22 protein-coding genes are annotated in these 23,322 nt (G+C 59.8%); 10 read left to right on the top strand and 12 right to left on the bottom strand.

Features of this window, described 5'->3' with window-relative positions; all coding sequences use genetic code 11:
* Positions 1–290: 290 nt before the first annotated feature.
* The 4 genes from rpsT to GOX63_RS16825 all read right to left on the bottom strand — a co-directional run bounded on the left by rpsT (position 291) and on the right by GOX63_RS16825 (position 3,102).
* A complete protein-coding gene (gene rpsT / locus GOX63_RS16840; protein WP_058282200.1) occupies positions 291–554 on the bottom strand; it encodes a 30S ribosomal protein S20 in 264 nt (87 codons plus the stop codon).
* Positions 555–781: 227 nt separating this feature from the next.
* Positions 782–1,558, bottom strand: a complete 777-nt coding sequence (locus tag GOX63_RS16835) for an enoyl-CoA hydratase (RefSeq protein ID WP_170327775.1) — start codon at positions 1,556–1,558, stop codon at positions 782–784.
* A 66-nt stretch (positions 1,559–1,624) separates the two neighbouring features.
* Positions 1,625–2,476, bottom strand: a complete 852-nt coding sequence (gene mutM, locus GOX63_RS16830; RefSeq protein ID WP_170546497.1) for a bifunctional DNA-formamidopyrimidine glycosylase/DNA-(apurinic or apyrimidinic site) lyase — start codon at positions 2,474–2,476, stop codon at positions 1,625–1,627.
* Positions 2,434–3,102: a hypothetical protein gene (locus tag GOX63_RS16825; RefSeq protein WP_170546495.1), complete on the bottom strand. Its 669-nt coding sequence runs from the start codon at positions 3,100–3,102 to the stop codon at positions 2,434–2,436. The genes mutM and GOX63_RS16825 overlap by 43 nt, the downstream gene beginning before the upstream one ends.
* Positions 3,103–3,315: 213 nt before the next feature.
* On the opposite strand from GOX63_RS16825, the gene ubiE reads away from it, so the two are divergent.
* A complete protein-coding gene (ubiE, locus tag GOX63_RS16820) occupies positions 3,316–4,068 on the top strand; it encodes a bifunctional demethylmenaquinone methyltransferase/2-methoxy-6-polyprenyl-1,4-benzoquinol methylase UbiE (RefSeq protein WP_170327778.1) in 753 nt (250 codons plus the stop codon).
* Between the two features lie 3 nt (positions 4,069–4,071).
* A complete protein-coding gene (ubiB, locus tag GOX63_RS16815) occupies positions 4,072–5,601 on the top strand; it encodes a 2-polyprenylphenol 6-hydroxylase (protein ID WP_170327779.1) in 1,530 nt (509 codons plus the stop codon).
* A gap of 96 nt (positions 5,602–5,697) precedes the next feature.
* Here ubiB and GOX63_RS16810 read toward each other — a convergent pair whose 3' ends face one another.
* Positions 5,698–6,873, bottom strand: a complete 1,176-nt coding sequence (locus tag GOX63_RS16810; protein ID WP_170327780.1) for an acetyl-CoA C-acyltransferase family protein — start codon at positions 6,871–6,873, stop codon at positions 5,698–5,700.
* A gap of 117 nt (positions 6,874–6,990) precedes the next feature.
* On the opposite strand from GOX63_RS16810, the gene GOX63_RS16805 reads away from it, so the two are divergent.
* From GOX63_RS16805 to GOX63_RS16775, 7 genes are all read left to right on the top strand, one after another.
* Entirely contained in the window at positions 6,991–7,554 is a 564-nt protein-coding gene (locus GOX63_RS16805) for a helix-turn-helix domain-containing protein (RefSeq protein WP_170327781.1), read from the top strand.
* A 77-nt stretch (positions 7,555–7,631) separates the two neighbouring features.
* The gene (locus GOX63_RS16800) at positions 7,632–8,264 is read left to right on the top strand and encodes a sulfotransferase family protein (RefSeq protein WP_170327782.1); all 633 of its coding nucleotides are present in this window, start codon (positions 7,632–7,634) and stop codon (positions 8,262–8,264) included.
* A 129-nt stretch (positions 8,265–8,393) separates the two neighbouring features.
* Entirely contained in the window at positions 8,394–9,581 is a 1,188-nt protein-coding gene (locus GOX63_RS16795) for a glycine C-acetyltransferase (protein WP_170546492.1), read from the top strand.
* On the top strand, positions 9,578–10,528 hold the full coding sequence (locus GOX63_RS16790; RefSeq protein ID WP_170327784.1) for a PLP-dependent cysteine synthase family protein: 951 nt from the start codon (positions 9,578–9,580) through the stop codon (positions 10,526–10,528). The genes GOX63_RS16795 and GOX63_RS16790 overlap by 4 nt, the downstream gene beginning before the upstream one ends.
* Positions 10,529–10,547: 19 nt before the next feature.
* A complete protein-coding gene (tdh, locus tag GOX63_RS16785) occupies positions 10,548–11,576 on the top strand; it encodes an L-threonine 3-dehydrogenase (RefSeq protein ID WP_170327881.1) in 1,029 nt (342 codons plus the stop codon).
* A 63-nt stretch (positions 11,577–11,639) separates the two neighbouring features.
* Positions 11,640–12,518 (top strand): tryptophan 2,3-dioxygenase, encoded by an 879-nt coding sequence (locus GOX63_RS16780; RefSeq protein WP_170546488.1) that lies wholly within the window; start codon positions 11,640–11,642, stop codon positions 12,516–12,518.
* Between the two features lie 3 nt (positions 12,519–12,521).
* Entirely contained in the window at positions 12,522–13,349 is an 828-nt protein-coding gene (locus GOX63_RS16775; protein WP_170546485.1) for an alpha/beta hydrolase, read from the top strand.
* Between the two features lie 996 nt (positions 13,350–14,345).
* Here GOX63_RS16775 and infB read toward each other — a convergent pair.
* The 6 genes from infB to pip all read right to left on the bottom strand — a co-directional run bounded on the left by infB (position 14,346) and on the right by pip (position 21,636).
* Entirely contained in the window at positions 14,346–16,820 is a 2,475-nt protein-coding gene (gene infB / locus GOX63_RS16770; protein WP_170327788.1) for a translation initiation factor IF-2, read from the bottom strand.
* An 8-nt stretch (positions 16,821–16,828) separates the two neighbouring features.
* Positions 16,829–17,452, bottom strand: a complete 624-nt coding sequence (locus GOX63_RS16765; RefSeq protein ID WP_170327789.1) for an RNA-binding protein — start codon at positions 17,450–17,452, stop codon at positions 16,829–16,831.
* A 23-nt stretch (positions 17,453–17,475) separates the two neighbouring features.
* Positions 17,476–19,092, bottom strand: a complete 1,617-nt coding sequence (gene nusA / locus GOX63_RS16760) for a transcription termination factor NusA (RefSeq protein ID WP_170327790.1) — start codon at positions 19,090–19,092, stop codon at positions 17,476–17,478.
* Entirely contained in the window at positions 19,092–19,682 is a 591-nt protein-coding gene (gene rimP, locus GOX63_RS16755) for a ribosome maturation factor RimP (RefSeq protein WP_170327791.1), read from the bottom strand. The genes nusA and rimP overlap by 1 nt, the downstream gene beginning before the upstream one ends.
* A 158-nt stretch (positions 19,683–19,840) precedes the next feature.
* A complete protein-coding gene (locus GOX63_RS16750) occupies positions 19,841–20,662 on the bottom strand; it encodes an ABC transporter substrate-binding protein (RefSeq protein WP_170327792.1) in 822 nt (273 codons plus the stop codon).
* Positions 20,659–21,636: a prolyl aminopeptidase gene (pip, locus tag GOX63_RS16745; protein WP_170327793.1), complete on the bottom strand. Its 978-nt coding sequence runs from the start codon at positions 21,634–21,636 to the stop codon at positions 20,659–20,661. Before pip ends, GOX63_RS16750 begins: the two co-directional genes overlap by 4 nt.
* A 48-nt stretch (positions 21,637–21,684) precedes the next feature.
* Between pip and ubiG the strand changes: the two genes are divergently transcribed.
* The gene (gene ubiG, locus GOX63_RS16740; RefSeq protein ID WP_170327794.1) at positions 21,685–22,431 is read left to right on the top strand and encodes a bifunctional 2-polyprenyl-6-hydroxyphenol methylase/3-demethylubiquinol 3-O-methyltransferase UbiG; all 747 of its coding nucleotides are present in this window, start codon (positions 21,685–21,687) and stop codon (positions 22,429–22,431) included.
* A gap of 446 nt (positions 22,432–22,877) precedes the next feature.
* Here ubiG and GOX63_RS16735 read toward each other — a convergent pair whose 3' ends face one another.
* The gene (locus GOX63_RS16735; RefSeq protein WP_170327795.1) at positions 22,878–23,318 is read right to left on the bottom strand and encodes a MarR family winged helix-turn-helix transcriptional regulator; all 441 of its coding nucleotides are present in this window, start codon (positions 23,316–23,318) and stop codon (positions 22,878–22,880) included.
* Positions 23,319–23,322 lie beyond the last annotated feature (4 nt).

Below are 23,322 nucleotides of genomic sequence, written 5' to 3'. Positions count from 1 at the left end.
GGGCAGTATCCGTTTGCCAACATTCGTTTCGCGACCATCCTGATGCCCGTCAGTTTGATCAATGAAACAGCCTGTCCCCCCAAGCGAGTGAATCGCTGACTTAGTGGTAACAAGAGGCCAAGGCGTACGGCAACGAAACTCTGATGTTGACTCGGGTCTTTGGCCGAAAGAATCTCTCGTCTTCGTGAAGACGCGGCTTTCCGGCAACAGCACAAAAAAAGCGCCACGAATTGTGACGCTTTTGTGAACAATTCAGCCGTGAATTGTTGACCTAAGGTCAACCCTTGGGCTTAGCCCAGCGCTTTGACCCGGGCCGACAGGCGCGACATCTTGCGCGAGGCGGTGTTCTTGTGGAAGACGCCTTTGGTGACGCCGCGCATCAGTTCGGGCTGAGCGGCACGCAGGGCTGCGGTCGCTGCGTCTTTGTCGCCGGATGCGATCGCTTCTTCGACTTTGCGCAGGTAGGTACGGATGCGCGAGCGACGTGCTTTGTTGATTGCGAAGCGCTTGTCATTCTGACGCGCGCGTTTCTTAGCCTGGGGCGAGTTTGCCATGTGTTTCTGACCTTCGTTCGGTACGGTTATATTCGGTTACGCGTCACGGATTATCCGCACCGGATCAGAATCACGGGTGTGAGTCGGGCCAAGCGGGCCGCACGCGCATGTATAGCGGCGCTAGTTATCCAAGATTGCGTGCTTTGCCAAGCCGATTCTTTCACTGAACAGGACAGGCATGAAAAAGGCGGGCATGGCCCGCCTGATCTCGATCCAATACGCGCGCCTTACTTGTCGCGGAACTGGGCGGCGCGTTTTTCCTGGAACGCGGCCATGCCTTCTTTCTGATCTTCGGTCGCGAACATGGAATGAAAGACGCGGCGTTCGAACAGCAGGCCTTCGCTCAGCGTGACCTCATAGCTGCGGTTGACGGCCTCTTTGGCGGCCATCGCGCTCAGCTGGGATTTCTCGGCGATCTTTTGGGCCGCGCCAATCGCTTCTTCCATAAGCTTCTTGGCCGGAACGACCCGGCTGACCAGCCCGGCACGTTCCGCTTCTTCGGCGTCCATGAAGCGACCGGTCAGGTTCATGTCCATTGCCTTGGACTTGCCGACGAAACGGGTCAGGCGCTGCGTGCCACCCAGCCCGGCAATGACGCCCAGATTGATCTCGGGCTGACCGAACTTGGCGGTGTCGGCGGCAATGATGAAGTCACACAGCATGGCCAGTTCGCACCCGCCGCCCAGCGCATAGCCGGAAACGGCAGCAATGATCGGTTTGCGGATCGCACAGATGCGGTCATTGAAGCCGCCAAACAGATTGGACGCATAGACGTCGACAAAGCTCATCTCGGACATCTCTTTGATGTCCGCACCAGCCGCAAAGGCCTTGTCCGATCCGGTGATGATGATGCAGCGCACCTTATCGTTCTGGTCCGCCTCTTCCAGCGCCGAGCAAAGCTCTTGCGTGAGTTGGGCGTTCAGCGCGTTCAGTGCATCGGGTCTGTCGAGCTTGATAAGTGCGACGTGGTCTTCGATTTCGACGATGATCGTCTCAAAAGCCATGAGGTGTAAGCTTCCGGTTGTTCCGTTCAGTTACGATTCCTTATCACGCGAGGAAGCTGGATCAAGCTATCTTTGGCATTGCGCGCAATAGAAGGATGACCGACCGGACTGTGTGATTCTTTTCACAACCGCATCGCAGCCTTCGGTGCGGCAGGGTTCGCCTTCGCGGCCGTAGACGTCAAAGCTGTGCTGAAAATATCCAAGTTCTCCATCGGCTTGGCGGAAATCGCGCAGGGACGAGCCACCGGCCTCGATGGCGTCCTGCAACACCTGCCGAATGATCGGGACCAGTGCCGCGACACGGGCCGCAGAAATCTGTCTGGCTTTGCGACGTGGCGACACGCCTGCGCGATAAAGCGCCTCGCAGACGTAGATATTGCCCAATCCGGCAACGATTCCCTGATCCAGCAACGCCGATTTGACCGGAGTGTTCTTGCCCCTGAACGCCTCGATCAGATGTTGCTCGTGGAAATCGTTGCCCAGCGGTTCCGGCCCCAGAACCGACAACAGCTTATGCGCCTCGGCGGTGGCGGTTGGCAGCAGGTCCATCGCGCCGAACCGACGCGGGTCGTTGAAGGTGACCCGCGCGCCATTGGCCATGTGGAACACCACGTGGTCATGTTTTTCCGGCATCGGATGTTCGTGGACGAACTGTCCCAGCGGATCGCCCGACACTGTCATCCGTCCGGACATACCCAGATGGATCAGCAAGGTTTCCCCACTGCTGAGATCGGCCAGAATGTATTTCGAGCGCCGCCGCAGCCGGTCGACCCGCTGTCCGGTCAGCCGTTCCGCCATGCGGTCGGGAAAGGGCCAGCGCAGATCTGGGCGGTTCACATCCGCCCGTTCGATCACCACCCCTTCCATCGCGGGCGTCAGCCCACGGCGGACCGTTTCGACTTCGGGAAGCTCCGGCATGTGCTCTCCTGATTTGCCGCAAGCGCGTTTTCAAACGCCTGCACCATTTCATCATGTCCGGTTACATATTTCAGAATCCGCGCCGTCTTCCCATCCGAAAAACGCAAACGATACATCGGACCGTTGCGGTGTTCGACCGCCACTAGCTTGCCCAGATCAAAGGAATAGCGTTGAAAAAACGCCCCGGTCACAGTCAGTTCCTTTCCATCGATGGTCAACCGATATACGAAATGGTGCAACACATTGAAGGCAAGCACTGCTATCAGCGCGACCTTGAAAAGGGTGACGGGATAACTGCCGAATTCCGCCTCAAGCGCTCCCATCGCGTAAACATCGAGTTTGTAAGCGAGAGCCAGATAAACCGCCACGAGCACAAACAGAGTTTTAAAACGCAGCCCATAGGTCGTCCGATAGGTGGTTTTATTCAGTGTGTGTTCGGGTGAGTCTTGGCTGCCGCGCATGACCGTTCTTTCGAAGCCGCGATCCCATATTGGCAGTTCCTTGCTCTGATCACGTATGTCGTTCCATTCATTCGGACCGCGCCATTTCGCGAAATACCGGCGCCCAAGGCGGATCGCCCGGACAAACAAGACGACCAGTATGACAAACACCGACGTCTGGAACACAAGAAGCGGAGTAACCTCAATCATTTTGTCAGCAATATCCTATCACGCGGGCTGCCGTGTACGACCCGCCGCGAACATCTACCGTCAATGGGGCACATTTGTGACTTTGGAGCGCACCAAACTGCGCCAATCTGTCCGTCCAGGCGGGGCGCGATTGTCTTCCCCGCGCTGAGGCCTATAAGGATGAGCAACACAGGCAAAGGCGTCCTTTCAATGTCCGACAGCAACGACAAGACCACACATTTCGGGTTCGAAACCGTACGCGAGGCCGACAAGGCCGGGCGCGTACAGGGCGTGTTCAACTCGGTCGCTTCGAAATACGACGTGATGAACGATGTCATGTCGATGGGCATCCACCGGGTTTGGAAAGACGCGATGATGGATTGGCTGGCCCCGCGCCCCGGTCAACGCCTGCTGGATGTGGCGGGTGGTACGGGCGATATCTCGTTTCGCTTCCTCAAACGCGCGGGATACGGCCACGCCACCGTGCTGGACCTGACCGAGCCGATGCTGGTCGAAGGCCGCCAACGCGCCGAGGCCGATCAGATGTCCGACAGCCTGAACTGGGTGGTCGGCGACGCGATGTCCCTGCCCTTCGACGACAATACCTTTGACGTCTACACCATCTCTTTCGGCATTCGGAACGTGACCCGCCCGCAAGAGGCCCTGAACGAGGCCTTCCGCGTGCTCAAACCCGGTGGCCGCCTGATGGTGCTGGAATTCAGCCAATTACCAAATGATGGGCTGCAGAAGCTCTATGATCTGTACAGTTTCAATGTCATCCCGCGCATGGGCAAGCTGATCGCCAACGACTACGACAGCTATCAGTATCTGGTGGAATCGATCCGCAAATTCCCGGATCAGGAGACCTTCCTGAACATGGTCCGCACCGCCGGGTTCGAAAATGCCAAATACCGAAACCTCAGCATGGGTATCGCTGCGCTGCATTCCGGCTGGAAGATCTGATCCATGCGCGGCCCTCACAATATCATCCGCCTGATCCGCACAGGCGCCACGCTAGAGCGCACTGGCGCAATGAACGTGGTGTTGGACGCTTTCGAAGCCCCCCGTCCTTTGCGCTTTATTGCTCACGCTTTGGGCAAACCGTTCCAATGGCTGGGCTATAAGGGCGATCCTGACATGCCTCCAGCCACCCGGGCGCTGACGGCGCTGGGTCCGGCCTATATCAAGTTCGGTCAGGTCCTTTCGACCCGCCCGGACGTGGTGGGCAATGACTTGGCCGCCCAATTGCGCGTGTTGCAGGACAAACTGCCGCCGTTTTCCCGAGCCGAGGCAATGGCCGAGGTCGAAAAGGAACTCGGCCAGTCGGTGGATCAGGTGTTCTCGGAATTCAGCGAACCCATCGCCGCAGCCTCGATCGCACAGGTCCACAAGGCCAAGCTGACCAGCACGGGTGAGGATGTCGCCGTCAAGGTTCTGCGCCCCGGCATCGAACGCGCGTTCCGCAAGGACGTGGACGCGTTCTATTTCGCCGCCCGCATCGCCCAGTTGTTCGCACCCGGCGCGCGCCGCCTGCGCCCGATGGAAGTGATCGAACATTTCGACGGCGTCGTGCGCGGCGAGCTGGACCTGCGTCTGGAAAGCGCCGCCGCCTCGGAATACGCCGCCAACACCAAGGATGACGCCGGGTTCTGGCTGCCTCCTGTGGTCTGGTCTCTGTCGGCGCGACGGGTGATGACACTCAGCTGGGCCGACGGGATTCCACTGGGCGAAAACGAAGCGCTTGATGCCGCAGGTCACAATCGCCGCGATCTGGCCGAACGGGTCCTGCGCCTGTTCCTGCAGCACGCGCTGCGCGACGGTTATTTCCACGCCGACATGCATCAAGGCAACCTGAAGGTTGCCGCCAATGGTGACATCATCGCCTATGACTACGGCATCATGGGCCATATCGATGAATACACCCGCCGGGTTTATGCCGAGATCCTCTTCGGCTTCATCCGCCGCGACTACAAACGCGTGGCCGAGGTGCATTTCGAGGCCGGCTATGTCCCCGCCAATCAGGATGTCGATGAATTCGCCCGCGCCCTGCGCGCAGTGGGTGAGCCGATCTTCGGCATGGACGCTTCGAATATCTCGATGGGCCGCCTGCTGAACTACCTGTTCGAGGTCACCGAACGGTTCGGGATGGAAACCCGGACCGAGTTGATCCTGCTGCAACGCACCATGGTGGTGGTCGAAGGCGTCGCACGCTCACTCGATCCACATACGAACATCTGGGAGGTCGCCCGCCCCGTGGTCGAGGATTACATCAAGCAATCCATCGGCCCCCGCGCGGCGCTGCGCGATTTCAGCAAAACCGCGTGGGTTCTGGCCCGCTTCGGCCCCCGCCTGCCGGGATTGGTCGAAAACGCCCTGATCGCCCAGACCCAGAAGGACGAGCCGCGGAAATCGCCTATGTGGTCCGCCGCCCTGCCCGCCGGTATCGGCGCTGCGGCAGGGGCCGCGCTGGTTCTGCTGCTCAACGCGCTCAGCTAGCAAAAAGCCCGCCCGTTTTATCTGGCCGGGACTACCTTCGGAGGGAATCGCGCCCCGCGCGATGGGGGGGCAGACAGCCCCCTGCCAGGCTTCGGCTCAGAGCCGCTCGATGGCGATGGCGATCCCCTGCCCGCCACCGATGCACATGGTGATCAGCCCTTTGGACCCACCCGTGCGCTCCAGCTCATACAGCGCCTTCAGCGTGATAATTGCCCCGGTCGCACCCACCGGGTGACCCAAAGCAATTGCGCCGCCATTCGGGTTCACCTTTGCCGCGTCCAGACCAAGCTCCTGATTCACGGCTAGAGCCTGCGCTGCAAAGGCCTCATTGCTTTCAATCACGTCAAAGTCGTCGACTGACAAACCGGTCTTGTCCAGCAGGTTCCGCACCGCCGGAACCGGCCCGATGCCCATCACCTCGGGGCGTACACCAGCGTGGGCATAGCCCAGAATGCGCGCCTTGGGTTTCAGCCCGGCTTTCTCGGCCGCATCAGCCGTGGCCAGAACCATCGCCGCTGCGCCGTCATTGATGCCCGAGGCATTGCCCGCCGTCACACGACCGTCTTTCTTGAACACGGGCCGCAGACCGGCCAAAGCCTCGGCCGTGGTGGCCTTGGGGTGTTCATCGACCTTGAAGTCGACCATGTCCCGCTTGACCTTGACCTGCACCGGCGCGATCTGGCTGTCGAAATACCCCGCCTCGATTGCCGCCGCCGCGCGGGTCTGGCTGGTCATCGCAAATTCGTCCATCTGCTCGCGGCTGATCTGATGCTCATCGGCGACATTCTCAGCGGTCACCCCCATGTGACCGGTGCCGAAGGGACAGTTCAGCGCCCCCAGCATCATGTCCAGCGACGTCACATCGCCCATCTTTGCCCCCCACCGCGCCTGCGGCACGATGTAAGGGCTGCGCGACATGCTCTCGGCCCCGCCTGCCACAGCAAAGTCGGCATCGCCCAGCATCAGGGACTGCACCGCCGAGACAATCGCCTGCGCGCCCGACCCACACAGCCGGTTCACATTCATCGCAGGCGTCCCGTTGGGTATCCCCGCCTGCATTGCAGCAACACGCGACAGGTACATGTCGCGCGGCTCGGTATTGATCACGTGCCCGAACACCACATGCCCGATCTGAGCACCTTCAACACCCGAGCGTTCCAACGCAGCTTCGGTGGCAACGGTCGCCAGGTCGATGGGTGCGGTCGACGCCAGCGCGCCGCCAAAGGTTCCAATTGCGGTGCGGGCACCGTCCAGCAATACGATATCGGTCATGTCAGTCTCCTCCGGGATTCGCAGACAGTATGCACCTGCAGCAAAGACATGTCCTATGGGACGTCCCGTCACGGTTGGAATTGACATCCATCCCCGCAAAGCGCATGAAATTCCGTCATGACGGACAACACTGACGATATCCTGACACGCCTGCCCGCCCGCCTGAAAGAAGCGCGCCGCGCAAAGGGCCTGTCGCTGGAAGCCGTGGCCAATCTCAGCGGTGTGTCCCGCTCGATGGTCAGCCAGATCGAACGGGGCGAAAGCAGCCCGACCATCTCAACACTTTGGAACCTGACCCGTGCCCTGCAGGTGGATTTCGCGGGCCTGCTGGAAGAGGCCAACACCGCCGACCAGATCGAGGTACTGCGCAAGGCCGAAGTGCCCAGCATCGACAATATGGGCCAAAACTGCCGAATCCGCATTCTGTCCCCGCCCGAAGAGGCCGGCGGGCATGAGGTCTATGATATCGAATTCGACGCAGGCGGCGCATTGACAAGCCAGCCCCATGCGCGGGGCGCCCGCGAGCAACTGACGGTGCTGGAAGGGTCGGTCCGCGTGACTTCAGGCGCGGCTTCCAACAACTTGCAGCAGGGTGACACGGCGCGCTATGCCGCCGACGTGGCCCATTCAATCACGGCTGAAAGCCCCGCACGCGTCTTCCTGATCGTCAAGAACGCATGACAAATTCCGCCCCGAAATTGGGAAAAACTCTGAATCCGTGCTAGCTTGGAGCTTTCTCAACCATTGGGGGCATCCGAATGGGACTAGAAGTTATTGGGGCCGGTTTTGGCCGCACGGGAACCAATTCATTAAAAATCGCTTTGGAACGTCTGGGCTTTGGCCCTTGTCATCACATGTTCGAAGTTCGGGACAATCCCGAACAATTGCCCGCGTGGGAAGCCGCCGCACGGGGTGAGGCTTCGGATTGGGATACCATGTTCCGAGGCTATCGTGCGCAGGTCGATTGGCCCGGCGCGGCCTATTGGCAGCAACTGGCCGCGCACTATCCTGACGCCAAAGTCATCCTGAGTGTCCGCAACCCAGACGCGTGGTTTGACAGTGTGCAGGCCACCATCGGCCCCTTCATGACGACGATGCGGGGCAAACACGATCAACCGCATTTGAATGCCATTGCCGAAATGTGCAGCAAGTTCATTGTGCAGGATATCTTTGGTGGTCAATTGAATGATCGCGACCACGCAACACGCGTGTTTGAAACACATATCGACACGGTCCGCAAAACAATCCCGGCGGGTCGGCTGCTGATCTATGAAACCGGGAGCGGTTGGGATCCTCTGTGCACTTTTCTTGGGGTCGACACCCCTGACGAGTCCTATCCCCTGACCAATTCGACCAAGGAATTTCAGAAAAAGATCAACGATCGAAAATAGTTAGGCATATCTGACGGAGCGCACCTCTTGCAATTCCAATATTTCGGATTTTATTCCGCAATACAGAAATTCCCGTATTCCGGAATCAATTCCGCTATGATAGATAATGCCCTGCGCAAGGAGGATTCGATGTCTCAAGATTTCCTGAACCACATCACCGAAACGCTCGGCCAGATCCGGGCGGAAGGCCTGTACAAAAACGAACGAATGATCACCTCGCCTCAGGGCGGTGAGATTACGGTGGGCGACAAGCAGGTGATCAACCTGTGCGCCAACAACTATCTGGGTCTGGCCGATCACCCGGCGCTGATCGACGCCGCCAAGGGCGCGATGGAGCCCAAAGGCTTCGGCATGGCCTCGGTCCGGTTCATCTGCGGTACGCAGGACATTCACCGCGAGTTGGAGCAGAAGCTGGCCAAATTCCTGAACAAGGACGATGCGATCCTGTTCGCGGCCTGTTTTGACGCCAATGGCGGGCTGTTTGAGCCTTTGTTAGGGCCTGAAGACGCCATTATCTCAGACAGTCTGAACCATGCCTCTATCATCGACGGGGTGCGGCTGTGCAAGGCCAAGCGCTATCGCTACATGAACAACGACATGAACGACCTGGAGGCCTGGTTGAAACAGGCGCGCGAGGATGGCGCGCGGCATATCATGATCGCGACCGACGGCGTCTTCTCGATGGACGGCTATCTGGCCAACCTGCCGAAGATTCGTGAGCTGGCCGACAAATACGATGCCATCGTTATGGTCGATGACTGCCACGCCACTGGCTTCATGGGGCCGAACGGCGCGGGCACACCGGATCATTTCGGCGTCAATGTGGATATTCTGACGGGAACCTTGGGCAAGGCACTTGGGGGGGCAATCGGCGGTTACATCGCCGGGCCGCAGCCAGTGATTGATCTGCTGCGGCAGCGGGCGCGGCCCTATCTGTTCTCGAACTCGCTGCCACCCTCTATCGTCGCTGCTGGTCTGGAGGCCATCCGTCTGGTCGAAGAAGGCAGCATGCTGCGCGCGCAACTGTTCGGCAACGCCAAATACTGGCGTGCGGGGCTGGAAAAGCTGGGTTTTGACCTGCTGCCCGGTGAACACCCGATCATCCCGGTGATGCTGGGTGAGGCGACGCTGGCACAGGACATGGCTGCCAAGCTGTTTGACGAGGGCGTCTATGTCTCGGGCTTCTTCTTCCCGGTCGTCCCGCGTGGACAAGCGCGGATCAGAACGCAGATGAATGCGGCTCTAACAAAGGATGAACTGGACCGCGCACTGGCCGCATTTGGAAAAGTTGGCAAAGAACTGGGAGTGATTTCGTGATCCTGCCCTCTGTGATCGACGCTATCGGAGACACGCCGCTGGTCGACCTTTCGCGCGTTTGCCGGCAGCTTGATCTGGACGGTCGCATTCTGGCCAAGCTGGATTACCTGCTGCCGGGGTTTTCGAAAAAGGACCGGGCTGCGAAGTCCATCATCGAACTTGCGCGGGCCGATGGTACATTGTCACCGGGGCAGACGGTGGTTGAACTGACTTCGGGCAATATGGGCACGGGTCTGGCGATTGTCTGCGGTATTCTGGGGCATCCCTTCGTCGCGGTCATGAGCGCCGGAAACTCGGTCGAACGCGCGCGCATGATGCGGGCCTTGGGAGCCGAGGTCGTGATTGTCCCGCAAGCCGAAGGCAGCAAACCCGGTGAAGTCTCGGGGGCCGATCTGGCATTGGTGGATGAGGCCGCGCAGCGCATCACCACCGAACGCAATGCGTTTCGCGCCGATCAGTTCGGTCATTCGGGCAACCCCAAAGCCCATGCCACCGGCACAGGGCCAGAAATCTGGCATCAGTCCGGCGGGTCTGTGACGGCGTTCTGCGATTTTGCAGGGTCCGGCGGCACTTTGGCCGGGGCGGCAGAGTACCTGACCCCGCTGGGTGTGCGCTGCTATGCGGTCGAACCCGAAGGCGCGCGGGCCATCGCCGGAGAAGCCATCAACAACCCCGATCACCCGATTCAGGGCGGCGGCTATGCCATGGGCGATCTGGTCCACCTGAACGGAACGGCTCTGGCCGGGCATCTGTCGGTCTCGGGTGACGCAGCACGGGACAGCGCGCGATTGCTGGCCCGGACCGAAGGCATTTTCGCGGGCTTCTCAGCAGGGGCCAACCTTGCTGCGGCCATCGACCTGTTACGCGGGCCCGAAAAGGGCGGCTGCGTTGCGATTGTGATGTGTGACAGCGGCCTCAAATACCTGTCCACCGATTTGTGGGAGTAAACTCATGCGAGCCAACACCATGAAAGCACTTGAGAAGTCCAAGCCCGAAGAGGGCCTTTGGATGATACAGGCCCCGGTGCCCGAAATCGGCCCGGAAGAGGTGCTGATCCGCGTCAACAAGACCGGTATCTGCGGCACCGACATCCATATCTGGAACTGGGATGAGTGGGCCGCCGCGACCGTGCCGATTCCGATGATCACCGGGCACGAATTCGCCGGTGAAATCGTCGAGCTCGGGCGCAACGTCACCGGACTTGAGATTGGTCAACGCTGTTCCGGCGAAGGCCACCTGATCACCACCGACAGCCGTCAGAGCCGCGCGGGCAAGTTCCATCTGGACCCGGGCACGCGCGGGATTGGCGTGAATGAACAGGGGGCTTTTGCGCAATATCTGAAATTGCCTGCCTTCAACGTGGTGCCTCTGCCGGATGATGTCCCTGATGAGATCGGAGCGATCTTGGATCCGCTGGGCAACGCCGTGCACACTGCCCTCAGCTTCGATCTGCTGGGCGAGGATGTTCTGATCACCGGCGCAGGCCCGATCGGGATCATGGCTGCTGCCGTCGCGCGCCACGCAGGCGCACGACACGTGGTGATCACCGATATCAACCCGGATCGCCTGAAACTGGCCGAGCATGTGGTGCCGACCGTCCGCACTGTCGATGTCTCCAAAGAAGACTTGCAGGACGTCATCACCGAACTGGGCATGAAGGAAGGCTTCGATGTGGGCCTCGAAATGTCCGGTTCCCAAATCGCGCTGGACCAGATGGTCGAGGCGCTGGTGATGGGAGGCAAGATCGCATTGCTGGGCATTCCACCCGGAAAATCTCCGGTCGACTGGTCCCGTATCGTGTTCAAGGCCATCACAATCAAAGGCGTCTATGGGCGCGAGATGTTCGAGACCTGGTACAAGATGATTGCCATGTTGCAGAACGGTCTGGACGTCAGCCGGGTGATCACGCACGAGATGAAAGTCGACGATTTCGCCGAAGGCTTTGCCGCAATGAAATCGGGTCGGTCGGGCAAGGTGGTGCTCGACTGGACCTAACGCTCTGGCACCGCGCGGGTTTTGATCCTAAACAGGGAAAAACCTGCGCGTTTGGAGGAGCACATGGGCGATAAAGACAGGTATCTGGAACGCGGGATCGAGGACTCGCTGGTCACGGATTTCGCGCAGACCCATCGCAAGAGCTATGGCGATTTTCTACAGCTCAAAACCTTGCTGAACCTGCAAAAAACCTTTCAGGACCCCGCCCAACCTGATGAGATGCTGTTCATCATCATCCATCAGGTCAGCGAGCTGTGGCTGAAACTGATGCACCACCAACTGGTCGAGACACGCCACTTCCTGCAACAGGATGCGTTTGGCCCGGCGATGAAGAACCTTGACCGGGTGAAGGCGATCCAGCGGCAGTTGATCGCGGCATGGGAAACCCTGCTGACCATGACACCCGCAGATTACATGACCTTCCGACAGGCATTGGGGAGCTCTTCGGGGTTCCAAAGCTACGGCTATCGCCAGATCGAGTTCATTCTGGGCAACAAGGATGCCTCGACCCTGAAAGTGCATGAACATGATCCAGAGGTCATGGAGATGCTGGACGCTGCTTTGACCAAGCCGTCGCTCTATGACGAGGTTCTGTTCATGCTGGCGCGTCAGGGGTTCGACGTCCCGCAGGACCTGCTGGATCGCGACTATGCGCAGCCCTATTCCGGCGATCCGCGCGTGGTTAAAATCTGGGTGCAGGTCTATCGCGACACCGACCGGTATTGGGACCTCTACGCGCTGGCTGAAAAGCTGATGGACGTGGAATCTCTGTTTCAGCGCTGGCGCTTCGATCATGTCACGGCGGTCGAACGGGTGATCGGCAACCAGCCCGGCACGGGCGGGTCCAGCGGCGTGTCCTTCCTGCGCAAGGCCTTGGATTTGCGCTTTTTCCATGATCTCTACGACATGCGCACCGAACTGATGTATACCGAGCAGGAGTAAGCGATGCTGTACCGGGGTTTCACTCAGGAGGAACTGGATCAGGAATATTCGCCCCGGTCGATGATCGGCGGTGATCTGACCCCCTATATCGACAGCTACGCCGCGCTCAGCGCACAGCACCGGGCGCAGATGAAGGTGAAAGAGAACCTGGCCTATGGCGACAGCCCGGCGCAGGTTCTGGATTTCTTTCCTGCCAAAGGCGCAGGCGCCCCACTGCATGTCTTTATCCACGGTGGCTATTGGCAGGCCCTCAGCCAGCGCGAGTCGGCGATGATGGCCCCGGCGCTGGTCGAGGCCGAGCAGTCCTTTGCTACCCTCAACTACACGCTCGCCCCGGATGCGCGTATCGGAGACATGATCGAGGAATGTCGCAACGCCCTGCTCTGGCTGGCGGAGAACGCAATTGACCTGGGGTTCGATCCCTCCCGCGTCACCCTGTCCGGCCACAGTGCTGGTGCGCATCTGGTCAGCATGGTCATGGCGGAGTCGGCCGATACGCTAGCCCGCGCCGGGATGCGGGTGCGCGATGTGATCCTGATCAGCGGCGTCTACGATCTGGAGCCGATCAGCCTGACGCCTGTCAACGATCCGCTGCAACTGACCCCGGTCGAGATACACGACTTGTCCCCCATCCTGCACCTCCCCGCCCCCGGCCCGCGCTATCACGTAACCGTGGCCGAACGGGACACGCCCGAGTTCATCCGTCAGAGCCGCGACTATGCCGAATTGCTGCGCAAGGGCGGGCATTCGGTCAGTTTCGATCTAAAAAAGGGGATGCAGCATTTCGACATTATCATGCATCCGGGGACGTTTCTGCCCGTATATCGATAGTTGAGGGCATTGGGCGTTAGACCGATTTGGTCTTTGCACCACGAAGCAACGCAATCATTTCAACTTGAACGTTTTGGTAGGATAAGGAATGCCTGCGTTGAGCGCAAAGCAGCACCTGTTCAAAGGTCAATCAAGTGTGTTTTTGTAGATAACACAGCCCTTTGCAATTAGGTGGAGGGTATCCTGACAGCTCACTGGGATTTCGTTTCCCTCAATCGGGTTTCCGCCGACCAGAACAATCCGTGTATACTCTTGGTCCAATCACACCTATTGGACCGCTGGAGTGCGGACTAAACCCACCGGGAACAGCAGTGGGTTCGCCGTCTTCTTAGATCGCTCGTATGAGGCTCTCTGCAGGTGTTGTTATTTTAGTTTCAGTTTCCAGGTTTGTCCGCAGTGTTATCCGGATTAGGGTTGGTAACTGGGTCTGCTCCAACATTTTCTGCTTGGTTAGGCCATGAGTTTCCGGGCACGCAATCGTTTCCGTTGCCCCAGCCATTATCACACTTTACCCTTCCGCTTGCCGCTGACTTAGCGACAACTTCAGATGCTGAAAGTGCTACAGTGGATGCAGCGCCCACTGCGGCTGAGTACTTCATAAGTGCGGCCAATACTTCTCTACGCTCAACGGCGTCATCAGACTCTGTCGTTTGATGGATATTCATATTATACCCCCAGATAACCGATAGATTGTGATTTTAGTCGAATATAATAATAGCCCGATTTTAAATCGACCTGGGTGAAATGTCAAATTTGCAAGCGCGCTTTTCCGGCTTCTTAACCGCATCTCAAGAAGATTTCCGCCACAGCAGTTTCAGGCAGCTGGGTCCGCTCAACCGGTGTTAAATCAAATTCAACCCGTGTTCATGTCAGGATTGCATGACGCGAAGTGTTGCTGAGATGCCAAAACTCGCGGACAAGAACAAAGGTATTTAACAGCCGACAAAAAAAGCGGCCCGAGGGGGCCGCTGTTTTCTTTTTCTATTCCGTACCGGATCAGTCCAGTGTGCGGGTGACTTCTTCGCGCTCGAAGATTTCGATCACGTCGCCTGCGCGGATATCGTCGTAGTTTTCGAACGCCATACCGCATTCCTGACCCGACTGAACCTCGGCCACTTCGTCCTTAAAGCGTTTCAGCGTCTTCAGCGTGCCTTCGTGGATTACCACGTTGTCGCGCAGCAGGCGGACACCTGCGGAACGGCGGGCAACGCCTTCGGTAACCAGACAGCCAGCAACCTTGCCAACACCGGTGACCTTGAAGACTTCGCGAATCTCGGCGTAACCGATGAACTTCTCGCGGATCTCAGCGCTCAGCAGGCCGGATGCGGCCGCTTTCACGTCGTCCACAAGGTCATAGATCACCGAGTAATAGCGGATCTCGACACCTTTCTGGTTCGCGGTGTTCCGTGCCGATGCGTTGGCACGGACGTTAAAGCCCATGATCGGTGCGCCCGACGCTTCGGCCAGACCGACATCCGTCTCGGTGATCGCACCCACGCCCGAGTGCAGCACACGCACGCGCACTTCGTCGTTGCCAATCTTTTCCATCGCCTGAACGATGGCCTCGGCGGAACCCTGAACGTCGGCTTTGACGAGGATCGGCAGCTCGGCCACGTTCTCGTCTTCCTTGGCCTTCTGCATCAGTTGCTCAAGGGTGGTCGCGGCACCAGCGGCGGCGCGTTTGTCCTTGGCGGCCTGCTCACGATAGGCGGCGATCTCACGGGCCTGCGCTTCGGTCTCGGTCACGTTCAGAACGTCACCGGCCTCGGGCGTGCCGTTGAGACCCAGAACCTCGACCGGAACCGAGGGGCCAGCTTCCTGGACGCGTTCACCCTTGTCGTTGATCAGCGCACGGACCTTACCGTATTGCTCACCCACAACGAAGATATCGCCCTGACGCAACGTGCCGTTCTGAACCAGAACGGTGGCCACGGGACCGCGGCCCACGTCCAGCTGCGCCTCGATCACGGCACCTTGGGCGGCGCGATTCGGGTTAGCTTTCAGTTCCAGAATTTCGGATTGCAGTGCGATGGCTTCCAGCAGTTCGTCCAGACCCTGACCGGTGATGGCGGACACTTCGACGTCCTGAACCTCACCCGACATTTTCTCAACGATGACTTCGTGCTGGAGCAGATCGGTACGCACCTTGTCCGGGTTCGCGCCCGGCTTGTCGACCTTGTTGATCGCCACGATCATCGGCACTTCGGCCGCTTTGGCGTGGTTGATCGCCTCGATCGTCTGCGGCATCACCGCGTCATCCGCAGCAACAACCAGAACCACAATATCCGTGACCTGAGCCCCGCGCGAACGCATCGAGGTAAAGGCCGCGTGGCCCGGCGTATCCAGGAAGGTCAGCGTGGTGCCACCATCGGTTTTCACCTGATAGGCGCCGATATGCTGGGTGATGCCACCGGCCTCACCTGCCACAACGCGTGCGTCGCGGATCGCATCCAGCAGCGAGGTCTTACCGTGGTCAACGTGGCCCATGATGGTAATGACCGGCGGACGCGGCTGCAGATCTTCTTCGCTGTCTTCGACCTCTTTGATGACGTCTTCAACATCCGAATCGGATACGCGGGTGACCTTGTGGCCAAACTCTTCGATGATCAGCTCGGCGGTGTCGGCGTCGATGGTCTGGTTCTGCGTGACCATCATGCCCATCTGCATCAGCGCCTTGACGACATCAGCCACACGCTCGGCCATACGGTTGGCCAGTTCCGAGACCACGATCGCCTCGGGCAGCTGAACGTCGCGAATTACCTTTTCCCGCTCGACCGGGCCGCCCATGGCTTTCTGACGCGCACGCTCCTGCTTGCGCTTCATCGACGCCATCGAACGTTGGCGGTTGCCTTCGCCACCGGTGGCCTGACCCAGTGTCAGCTTGCCCGAGCGGCGGTTGTCGTCACGGCCTTTGCCACGGCCACGCTGTTCGCGTTCACGCTCCTGCTTGCGCGGAGCCGCAGCAGGCGCCGGCTTACTGGCCGGAGCACGGGCGGCTTTGGGTTCTTCGGGGGCCGGGGCTGCAGCGGCGCGTTTAGCAGCTTCTTCTGCCTCTTTGCGCTTGCGCTCTTCCTCTTCGGCCTTGGCGCGTGCGCGCTCTTCAGCTTCACGCTGTTCGCGTTCCTTGGCTTCCTGCTCGGCACGACGGCGGGCGCGTTCTTCTTCACGCGCCTTTTCGGCGGCCTCGCGGGCGGCGGCCTCTTCGGCCTCGCGCGCCTTGGCGGCCTGCAGCGCCTTCATCCGGCGGGCCATTTCCGCGTCGGAAATCCCGGCAGGGCGGCGCGACGGATCACCCGAGGGCGTTGCTCCGCCACCCGGCTTGCCGGCGCCCGGCTTGGGAACCACCACGCGCTTGCGTTTGGTTTCCACCACGACATTCTTGGTACGTCCGTGGCTGAAACTCTGTTTCACATTTCCGGGGCGTGCCCCGCCACGAAGACCCAATGTCTTTTTGCCGTCATTATCGCTCATAAAGCTTCTTACCCTTCCGCGCGGCCCCTGCCGCCGTCATCCGTTTCGCGCAAGCCACGCAGGCGCTGCGCTTCCTCTACAACACGTTTGGCGAGTCCACCAGAGGCCAAGGCCGCATGAATCACCGTTTGGCGCCCAAATGCCTGTCCCAACTCGTCCGCAGTGAGCCATCCGATGTATTTTCCGAAGTGCGGCGTGCTGAGTTTCGACTTACCGCGCCCCGATCCATCAGAGGCCTGAATCAGTACCTGGGCCTCTTCCCGGTCCAGCCACGTCTTGACTTTTTCATACCCGGCGACCGCGTCACCGGACTTGCGCGCTAGGCTGAGAAGTTCAACCACGCGACGCGCAACCTGCTTTTCGACCTCATCGGTCAGGTCCTTGGGCACGTTCACCTGCGCCTTGAACCCGCGGGCGAACAGCTTCTTGCCCACGGCCTTGTCCAGCGCAGCGCGGTCCGCCGCCACATAGACCCCACGTCCCGGCAATTTCGCCGCGACATCCGGGTAGACCTGACCGTCCGGCCCCGTCACAAAGCGGATCAGCCCGTATTTAGGCTGAACCTCGCCCGTGGCGATGCACTTGCGCTCAGGTCCTTCAGACCGATCCTTATGGACGCCACCGCGACCCATGTGCGCCACCCGAGGCCCTGAGATCAGGCCTCGGCCTCCTCTTCGGCAACATCGCCTTCTTCTTCGGCTTCTTGCTCCAGCTCAGCCGGATCAACCCAACCCAGCATGATGCGGGCGGTCATAACCAGATCCTGTGCCTCTTCCAGCGTCACGCCGAAAGGCTCAAGCACACCGTCATCCTTGATACGCTCGCCATCAACCGTGGTCCAACCACCGGCCAGCTCCCAGTCGGCGCAGGTGGCAAAGTCTTCCAGCGTTTTCACGTCGTCCTTTGCCAGAGCTTCTACCATCTGGGGTGTCAGGCCTTCGAATTCAATAAGGCTGTCCTCGGCACCCAAGCTGCGGGCGCTGTCCAGCGCCGCTTTGGCCTGTGCTTCCAGGAATTCGCGGGCGCGGGTCTGCAGCTCTTGTGCGGTGCCTTCGTCGACGCCGTCGATCACCAGCAGCTCGTCGAGCTCGACATAGGCGACCTCTTCAAGGTTGGTGAAGCCTTCCGACACCAGCAGCTGCGCAAAGAATTCGTCCAGATCCAGGCTGTCCATGAACAGCTTGGTGCGGGCTTCGAATTCTTTCTGACGACGCGCCGATTCTTCGGCCTCGGTCATGATGTCGATATCCAGGCCTGTCAGCTGGCTGGCCAAGCGCACGTTCTGACCGCGGCGGCCAATAGCGAGGCTCAGTTGCTCCTCGGGCACAACCACTTCGATCTTGCCGGCTTCTTCGTCCAGAACCACCTTGGAAACCTCGGCGGGCTGCAGCGCGTTCACCAGGAAGGTCGGCTGGTCTTCGTTCCACGGGATGATGTCGATCTTTTCACCCTGCAGTTCGTTCACAACGGCCTGTACGCGGCTGCCGCGCATACCAACGCAGGCACCCACAGGGTCAATCGAGCCATCATAAGAAATCACAGCGATCTTCGCGCGCGAACCGGGGTCACGGGCCACGGCTTTAACCTCGATGATGCCGTCATAGATTTCCGGAACTTCCATCTTGAACAGCTCGGCCATGAATTCCGGCGCGGTGCGCGACAGGAAAATCTGGTGACCACGAACCTCGCGGCGGACTTCCTTGATGTAGGCGCGCACACGGTCATTCGGGCGATAGCTTTCGCGACCGATCTTGTCGTTGCGACGCAGAACGGCCTCGGCACCGCCCAGATCGACGATGACATTGCCGAATTCCTCGCGCTTGACGGCACCGTTGATGATGGTGCCTGCGCGATCCTTGAATTCTTCGTACTGACGGTCACGTTCCGCTTCGCGAACCTTTTGCAGGATGACCTGCTTGGCAGATTGGGCTGCGATGCGGCCCATCTCAACCGGCGGTACTTCTTCAACGAAGACGTCACCAACTTCGGGCGATTCCATGTACTGTTTCGCCTGCTCGACGGTCATCTCGGCCTGGTAGTTTTCCAGCTCGTCATCTTCGACAACGGTGCGGACGCGAGTGAAGGTCGCTTTGCCGGTCTTGCGGTCGATCGAGACGCGAATGTCCATCTCGGCGCCGTAGCGGCTCTTGGCGGCACGGGCGAGCGATTCTTCCATCGCTTCGACAACCAGACCGGGGTCGATCATCTTTTCGCGGGCCACGGCCTCGGCGGTCTGCAGCAGCTCCAGCTGGTTGGCTGAGGTGATTGCCATCAGTTCGTCTCCTCTTCGGACCCTTCGGTCTCAATCTCGTCGAAAGCGTTTTCGTTCAGGGCACCTGCGTCCTTGCGCTGGCGCAGCATTTCCTTGATCAGGTCATCGGTCAGGACCAGCTTGGCGTCGCTCAGCCAGTCGAACTGCAGACCGATGGTGATGGTCTCGGCCCCTTCGGGGATGTTGATCAAAACCTCATCCCCTTCGATCCCGGCCAATTCACCTTTGAACCGGCGGCGGCCGTCGATCAGCTCGGCGGTCTCGATCTTGGCCTCATACCCTTCGAATGTCTCAAAATCCTTGAGACGGGTCAGAGGGCGGTCGATGCCAGGGCTGGACACCTCAAGCGTATAGGCGTCAAGGATCGGGTCCTCGACATCCAGCGTGGCGCTGACGGCGTTGGAAATATCGGCGCAGTCATCCACTTCGATACCGCCATCAGGCTTGTCGGCCATGATCTGCAGCGTGGTCTGCTTGCCGCTCATCAGGCGGATGCGGACGAGTTCATACCCCAGATCCTCGATCACGGGGGTGATGATCTCGGCCAGTCGCCGGTCAATGGCAGCTTTGGCAATAAGGTCGTTTGTCATCAGGTTCTCTACCCTTCAGCCGGGCACAAAAAAACGGGCGCGCGGCCCGTCGAAATTTCCGGTGGAGCCCCGGACCGAAGCCCGACACGCCGCTGTTGAAACTGCATATACGCAGGGTTTGCCGAAACTGCAACCCCCGGTGGGTTTCGTGAACGGATTTACGCCCGCCACCACCGTTCGGCAATACGTCCGTCGTCCAGCGCGCGCCTTGCCGCGATCTGGCGCGGCATACCCACATGCGGGGCCACGGCCAGCGCCATATCCGATTCGCTGGGGTGATATCGCAGACCGCGCTGGCCTTTCAGATCATCGCCTTCGGGCAGGGCCGCCACTTCTACGTAGCCGTCCCGCAACGCCTCGGCCCGGACACGGGCATCGGGAATGACAATGATTTCGAACGTGTCGACCCACCCGGCGGCACCGTCCTTGTAATGCCCGGCAACCTTGCGGCCCAGGAAATGGCGATCATCCTCGGCCCGTTCGACAAGATAACAACCTGTGCCATTGGCCGCGTGCAGAGGCGTCACGCCCTGACCCTCGCGCGTGATGACAAAGCGGCTGTCGGCCAACAGGAAAGGCAGGCCCGGGTTGGCCTCAGCCAGTTCCAACCGCACCGAGTCGGGTGTCAGCGCTTCGGCCCGTCCGACCTCGCGCAGCACCGAGACCACGTCGGCCACATTCAGCGCCGCGCCATCGTGGAACGCCACGTCGCTACGCAGGTCAAAACGCCAGACGCGCGCATCGGAATCGGTCTGCCAGCCGGTCGCCAATTCGCCGCGCAAGGTGCCGTCGGGCGCAATCTCGGTCAGGGTGTCGAACACAGCCCCGCGGGCCACCTGTTCCAGACTGTCGTCGCGCGGCACGGCAAGGCGCAGCGTGCCGCCTTTCTTGGGCGTATCCGCCAACGAGGCTCCCGTGGCCGCCAACAATGCAGCGGCAGCACCCGAGGCAAACAGTGCACGGCGGTCAATCCGGGTCATGCCACCCCCTCGGCCACGCGGTCCATGATCCGGACCAGCTCGGCGCTGATACCGGGTTCGGACAAGGCGTGACCTGCGTTGCGCACCATCCTCAGGTCCGCGTTGGGCCAGCGTTCCGCCAAATTCCAGGCGGCCTGCGGCGGGCAGATCATGTCATAGCGCCCCTGCACGATATGGCCGGGTATATGGGCGATCTTCTCGACCTGATCCAGAATCTGCCCATCTTTCTCAAGGAAAGCGCCGTTGATGAAATAGTGATTCTCAAGCCGCGCAAAGGCGCGTGCGTATTCGCCTGGGCTTTCCCCCGTCATTCCATTTGTGTGAATCGAGGCCAGCGCATTTTCCCATGCCGACCACGCCCGCGCGTACAGGATTTCCGTTGCGCGATCCCCCGAGAACAGGCGTTTGTTGTAGGCCCCGATGGTGTCGGACAGCTCATCCTCAGACAGCAGAGCGGTGAATTTCGCCCATGGCTCGGGCCAGAACTTGCCCGCGCCGCCGCCATAGAACCAGTCCAGCTCGGCCTTGGTGGCCAGAAACACGCCGCGCAGCACCAGTCGGTTCACCCGGTCAGGATGGGTTTGCGCATAGACCAGCGCAAGGGTCGCGCCCCAGCTGCCGCCGAACACGGTCCAATCCTCGATATCCAGCAAGGTCCGCAACCGCTCGATATCAGCGACCAGATGCCACGTCGTGTTGTCGGTCACCGACGCATGCGGCCGCGACCGGCCACAGCCGCGCTGATCGAACAGAATCACCCGAAAGACGGCAGGGTCGAAATAACGCCGCATCGCCGGGCTGCAACCGCCGCCCGGTCCACCGTGCAGGATCACCACTGGTTTGCCGTTGGGATTGCCGCATTGTTCCATATAGATACGGTGCCCGTCGCCCACATCGACCATGCGCTGATCGAAAGGATCGATCGGCGGGTACAGATATTGAACTGCGCGCTTTTGGTCCGGGTACTTGTCCATTATGGCCCTATATAGTCCTTAAACGTAAAAGAGCATACGGAGACAGGAATGCAAGCGCATCCGAACACGGTGGACCCTTCCGAGATCGCAAAATTCGAAGCGATGGCGGCCGAGTGGTGGGACCCTCATGGGAAATTCAAGCCCCTGCACATGCTGAATCCGTGCCGTCTGGACTATATCACACAACAGATCGCTGGCGAATTTGACCTTGATCTGAAGGCCCCGCGCCCGTTCGAAGGACTGCGCCTGCTGGATATTGGCTGCGGTGGTGGGTTGCTGAGCGAACCGATGGCGCGCCTTGGGGCCACGGTGGTCGGCGCCGATGCTGCCGAGGGCAACCTGCCCGTCGCCCGCATTCATGCCGAGCAATCGGGGCTGGAAATCGACTATCGTCACACCACCGCCGAGGACATGGCTGCCGCGGGCGAGCAGTTCGACGTGGTTCTGAACATGGAGGTGGTCGAACACGTCGCCGACCCCGCGGGATTTTTGACTGCGTCGCAGCACTTGCTGAAACCGGGCGGTCTGCTGATCTGCTCGACCATCAACCGCAACCCGAAATCCTATGCGATGGCCATTTTCGGGGCCGAGGTCGTCATGCGCTGGCTGCCGCGCGGCACGCATGAATGGAACAAGTTCATCACCCCCGACGAATTGTTCGACCTGCTGCGTCAGGCCGGGATGGACCCGGTGGACCGTAAGGGGTTCGTGTTCAACCCAATCCTGTGGAGCTGGTCGATCTCGGATCGCGATCTGAGCGTGAATTATGTGACTGCGAGCGTGAAGCCCGGGTGATCTCAACAAAGGGTGAAGATGAAAATCCTTCCACCGGGAACTAAAAGTTCAAACTGAAGACGAGCAACAAATTGGTAAATGACTGGACAAAGAACTGGTTTCTCCCGCTCTATGACCGCAGCCCATTTTTCGGAAGCATGTTGGGCTTGGCCTGCATTATCTTCGCATTCGCTGTAATTGGTTCCTTTACCGCCGCTATGAAAGAACTTGCTGGTTTTCCAACACTCGTAGTGATTTTCGCTCTAACTCCCTTTTTCGTCATGTTGCTCAAACCTTTGACGATGGTGATTTTCTTAGCGAACGAATCCCTGTGGAAATCACTCGGAATCTATAACCTTCTGGGGATTGAGGGGCGCCCTATTCGGAGCCGCAAAAAAGTTGGGGATTAGAGTATTGTTTCGTGCCCGTGGAGATTTCGATAGGCGTCAAGACTGAGCGTCTAGCCCCTACTCCCCCTCCAACTGCAACCGCAAATCCCGCAGCACGGGCAGCGTGCTACGCACCCGCTCCAGCCCCAGTTCTCCGACCACGCGGTTGATCAGCGGCGCGATCGAGGAAATGGCCTGATCCCGCGCCCGGCGACCGGCGGGGCTGATCGCGACCATCTTGCGGCGGGCGTCGTCCCAGTCGGGGCGGATGTGGATATATCCGGCCCATTCCAGCTTGGCCAAGGTGTTGGTCATCGCCCCGCGCGTGACGTGGAAGGTGCTGGCCAGTTGCGCCGGGGTGCGCTCGTCGCCCACAAACACCAGATGGTTCAGCACCGAGAAATGCGAGATTTCCATGCCCTTGGGCAGCACCCGGCTCAGCCGGTTCCGCAACAGCTGGTCGGCAGTCAGGATCTCGCTGAACAGCGTGACCGCAAGGGCATTGTGTTCGTCAGTCATGTCT

Source organism: Ruegeria arenilitoris (assembly GCF_013031355.1).
GTDB classification, from domain to species: domain Bacteria; phylum Pseudomonadota; class Alphaproteobacteria; order Rhodobacterales; family Rhodobacteraceae; genus Ruegeria; species Ruegeria arenilitoris_C.
Note: the sequence above shows the minus strand (reverse complement) of the source record. Positions and strands in the feature narration are given on the sequence as shown.

Bases quoted from the DNA above. Each gene is read 5' to 3' on its own strand.
- rpsT (WP_058282200.1), bottom strand. From the start codon at position 554: ATGGCAAACTCGCCCCAGGCTAAGAAACGCGCGCGTCAGAATGACAAG.
- GOX63_RS16835 (WP_170327775.1), bottom strand. From the start codon at position 1,558: ATGGCTTTTGAGACGATCATCGTCGAAATCGAAGACCACGTCGCACTT.
- mutM (WP_170546497.1), bottom strand. From the start codon at position 2,476: ATGCCGGAGCTTCCCGAAGTCGAAACGGTCCGCCGTGGGCTGACGCCC.
- ubiE (WP_170327778.1), top strand. From the start codon at position 3,316: ATGTCCGACAGCAACGACAAGACCACACATTTCGGGTTCGAAACCGTA.
- ubiB (WP_170327779.1), top strand. From the start codon at position 4,072: ATGCGCGGCCCTCACAATATCATCCGCCTGATCCGCACAGGCGCCACG.
- GOX63_RS16810 (WP_170327780.1), bottom strand. From the start codon at position 6,873: ATGACCGATATCGTATTGCTGGACGGTGCCCGCACCGCAATTGGAACC.
- GOX63_RS16805 (WP_170327781.1), top strand. From the start codon at position 6,991: ATGACGGACAACACTGACGATATCCTGACACGCCTGCCCGCCCGCCTG.
- GOX63_RS16800 (WP_170327782.1), top strand. From the start codon at position 7,632: ATGGGACTAGAAGTTATTGGGGCCGGTTTTGGCCGCACGGGAACCAAT.
- GOX63_RS16795 (WP_170546492.1), top strand. From the start codon at position 8,394: ATGTCTCAAGATTTCCTGAACCACATCACCGAAACGCTCGGCCAGATC.
- tdh (WP_170327881.1), top strand. From the start codon at position 10,548: ATGAAAGCACTTGAGAAGTCCAAGCCCGAAGAGGGCCTTTGGATGATA.
- GOX63_RS16780 (WP_170546488.1), top strand. From the start codon at position 11,640: ATGGGCGATAAAGACAGGTATCTGGAACGCGGGATCGAGGACTCGCTG.
- GOX63_RS16775 (WP_170546485.1), top strand. From the start codon at position 12,522: ATGCTGTACCGGGGTTTCACTCAGGAGGAACTGGATCAGGAATATTCG.
- infB (WP_170327788.1), bottom strand. From the start codon at position 16,820: ATGAGCGATAATGACGGCAAAAAGACATTGGGTCTTCGTGGCGGGGCA.
- GOX63_RS16765 (WP_170327789.1), bottom strand. From the start codon at position 17,452: ATGGGTCGCGGTGGCGTCCATAAGGATCGGTCTGAAGGACCTGAGCGC.
- nusA (WP_170327790.1), bottom strand. From the start codon at position 19,092: ATGGCAATCACCTCAGCCAACCAGCTGGAGCTGCTGCAGACCGCCGAG.
- rimP (WP_170327791.1), bottom strand. From the start codon at position 19,682: ATGACAAACGACCTTATTGCCAAAGCTGCCATTGACCGGCGACTGGCC.
- GOX63_RS16750 (WP_170327792.1), bottom strand. From the start codon at position 20,662: ATGACCCGGATTGACCGCCGTGCACTGTTTGCCTCGGGTGCTGCCGCT.
- pip (WP_170327793.1), bottom strand. From the start codon at position 21,636: ATGGACAAGTACCCGGACCAAAAGCGCGCAGTTCAATATCTGTACCCG.
- ubiG (WP_170327794.1), top strand. From the start codon at position 21,685: ATGCAAGCGCATCCGAACACGGTGGACCCTTCCGAGATCGCAAAATTC.
- GOX63_RS16735 (WP_170327795.1), bottom strand. From the start codon at position 23,318: ATGACTGACGAACACAATGCCCTTGCGGTCACGCTGTTCAGCGAGATC.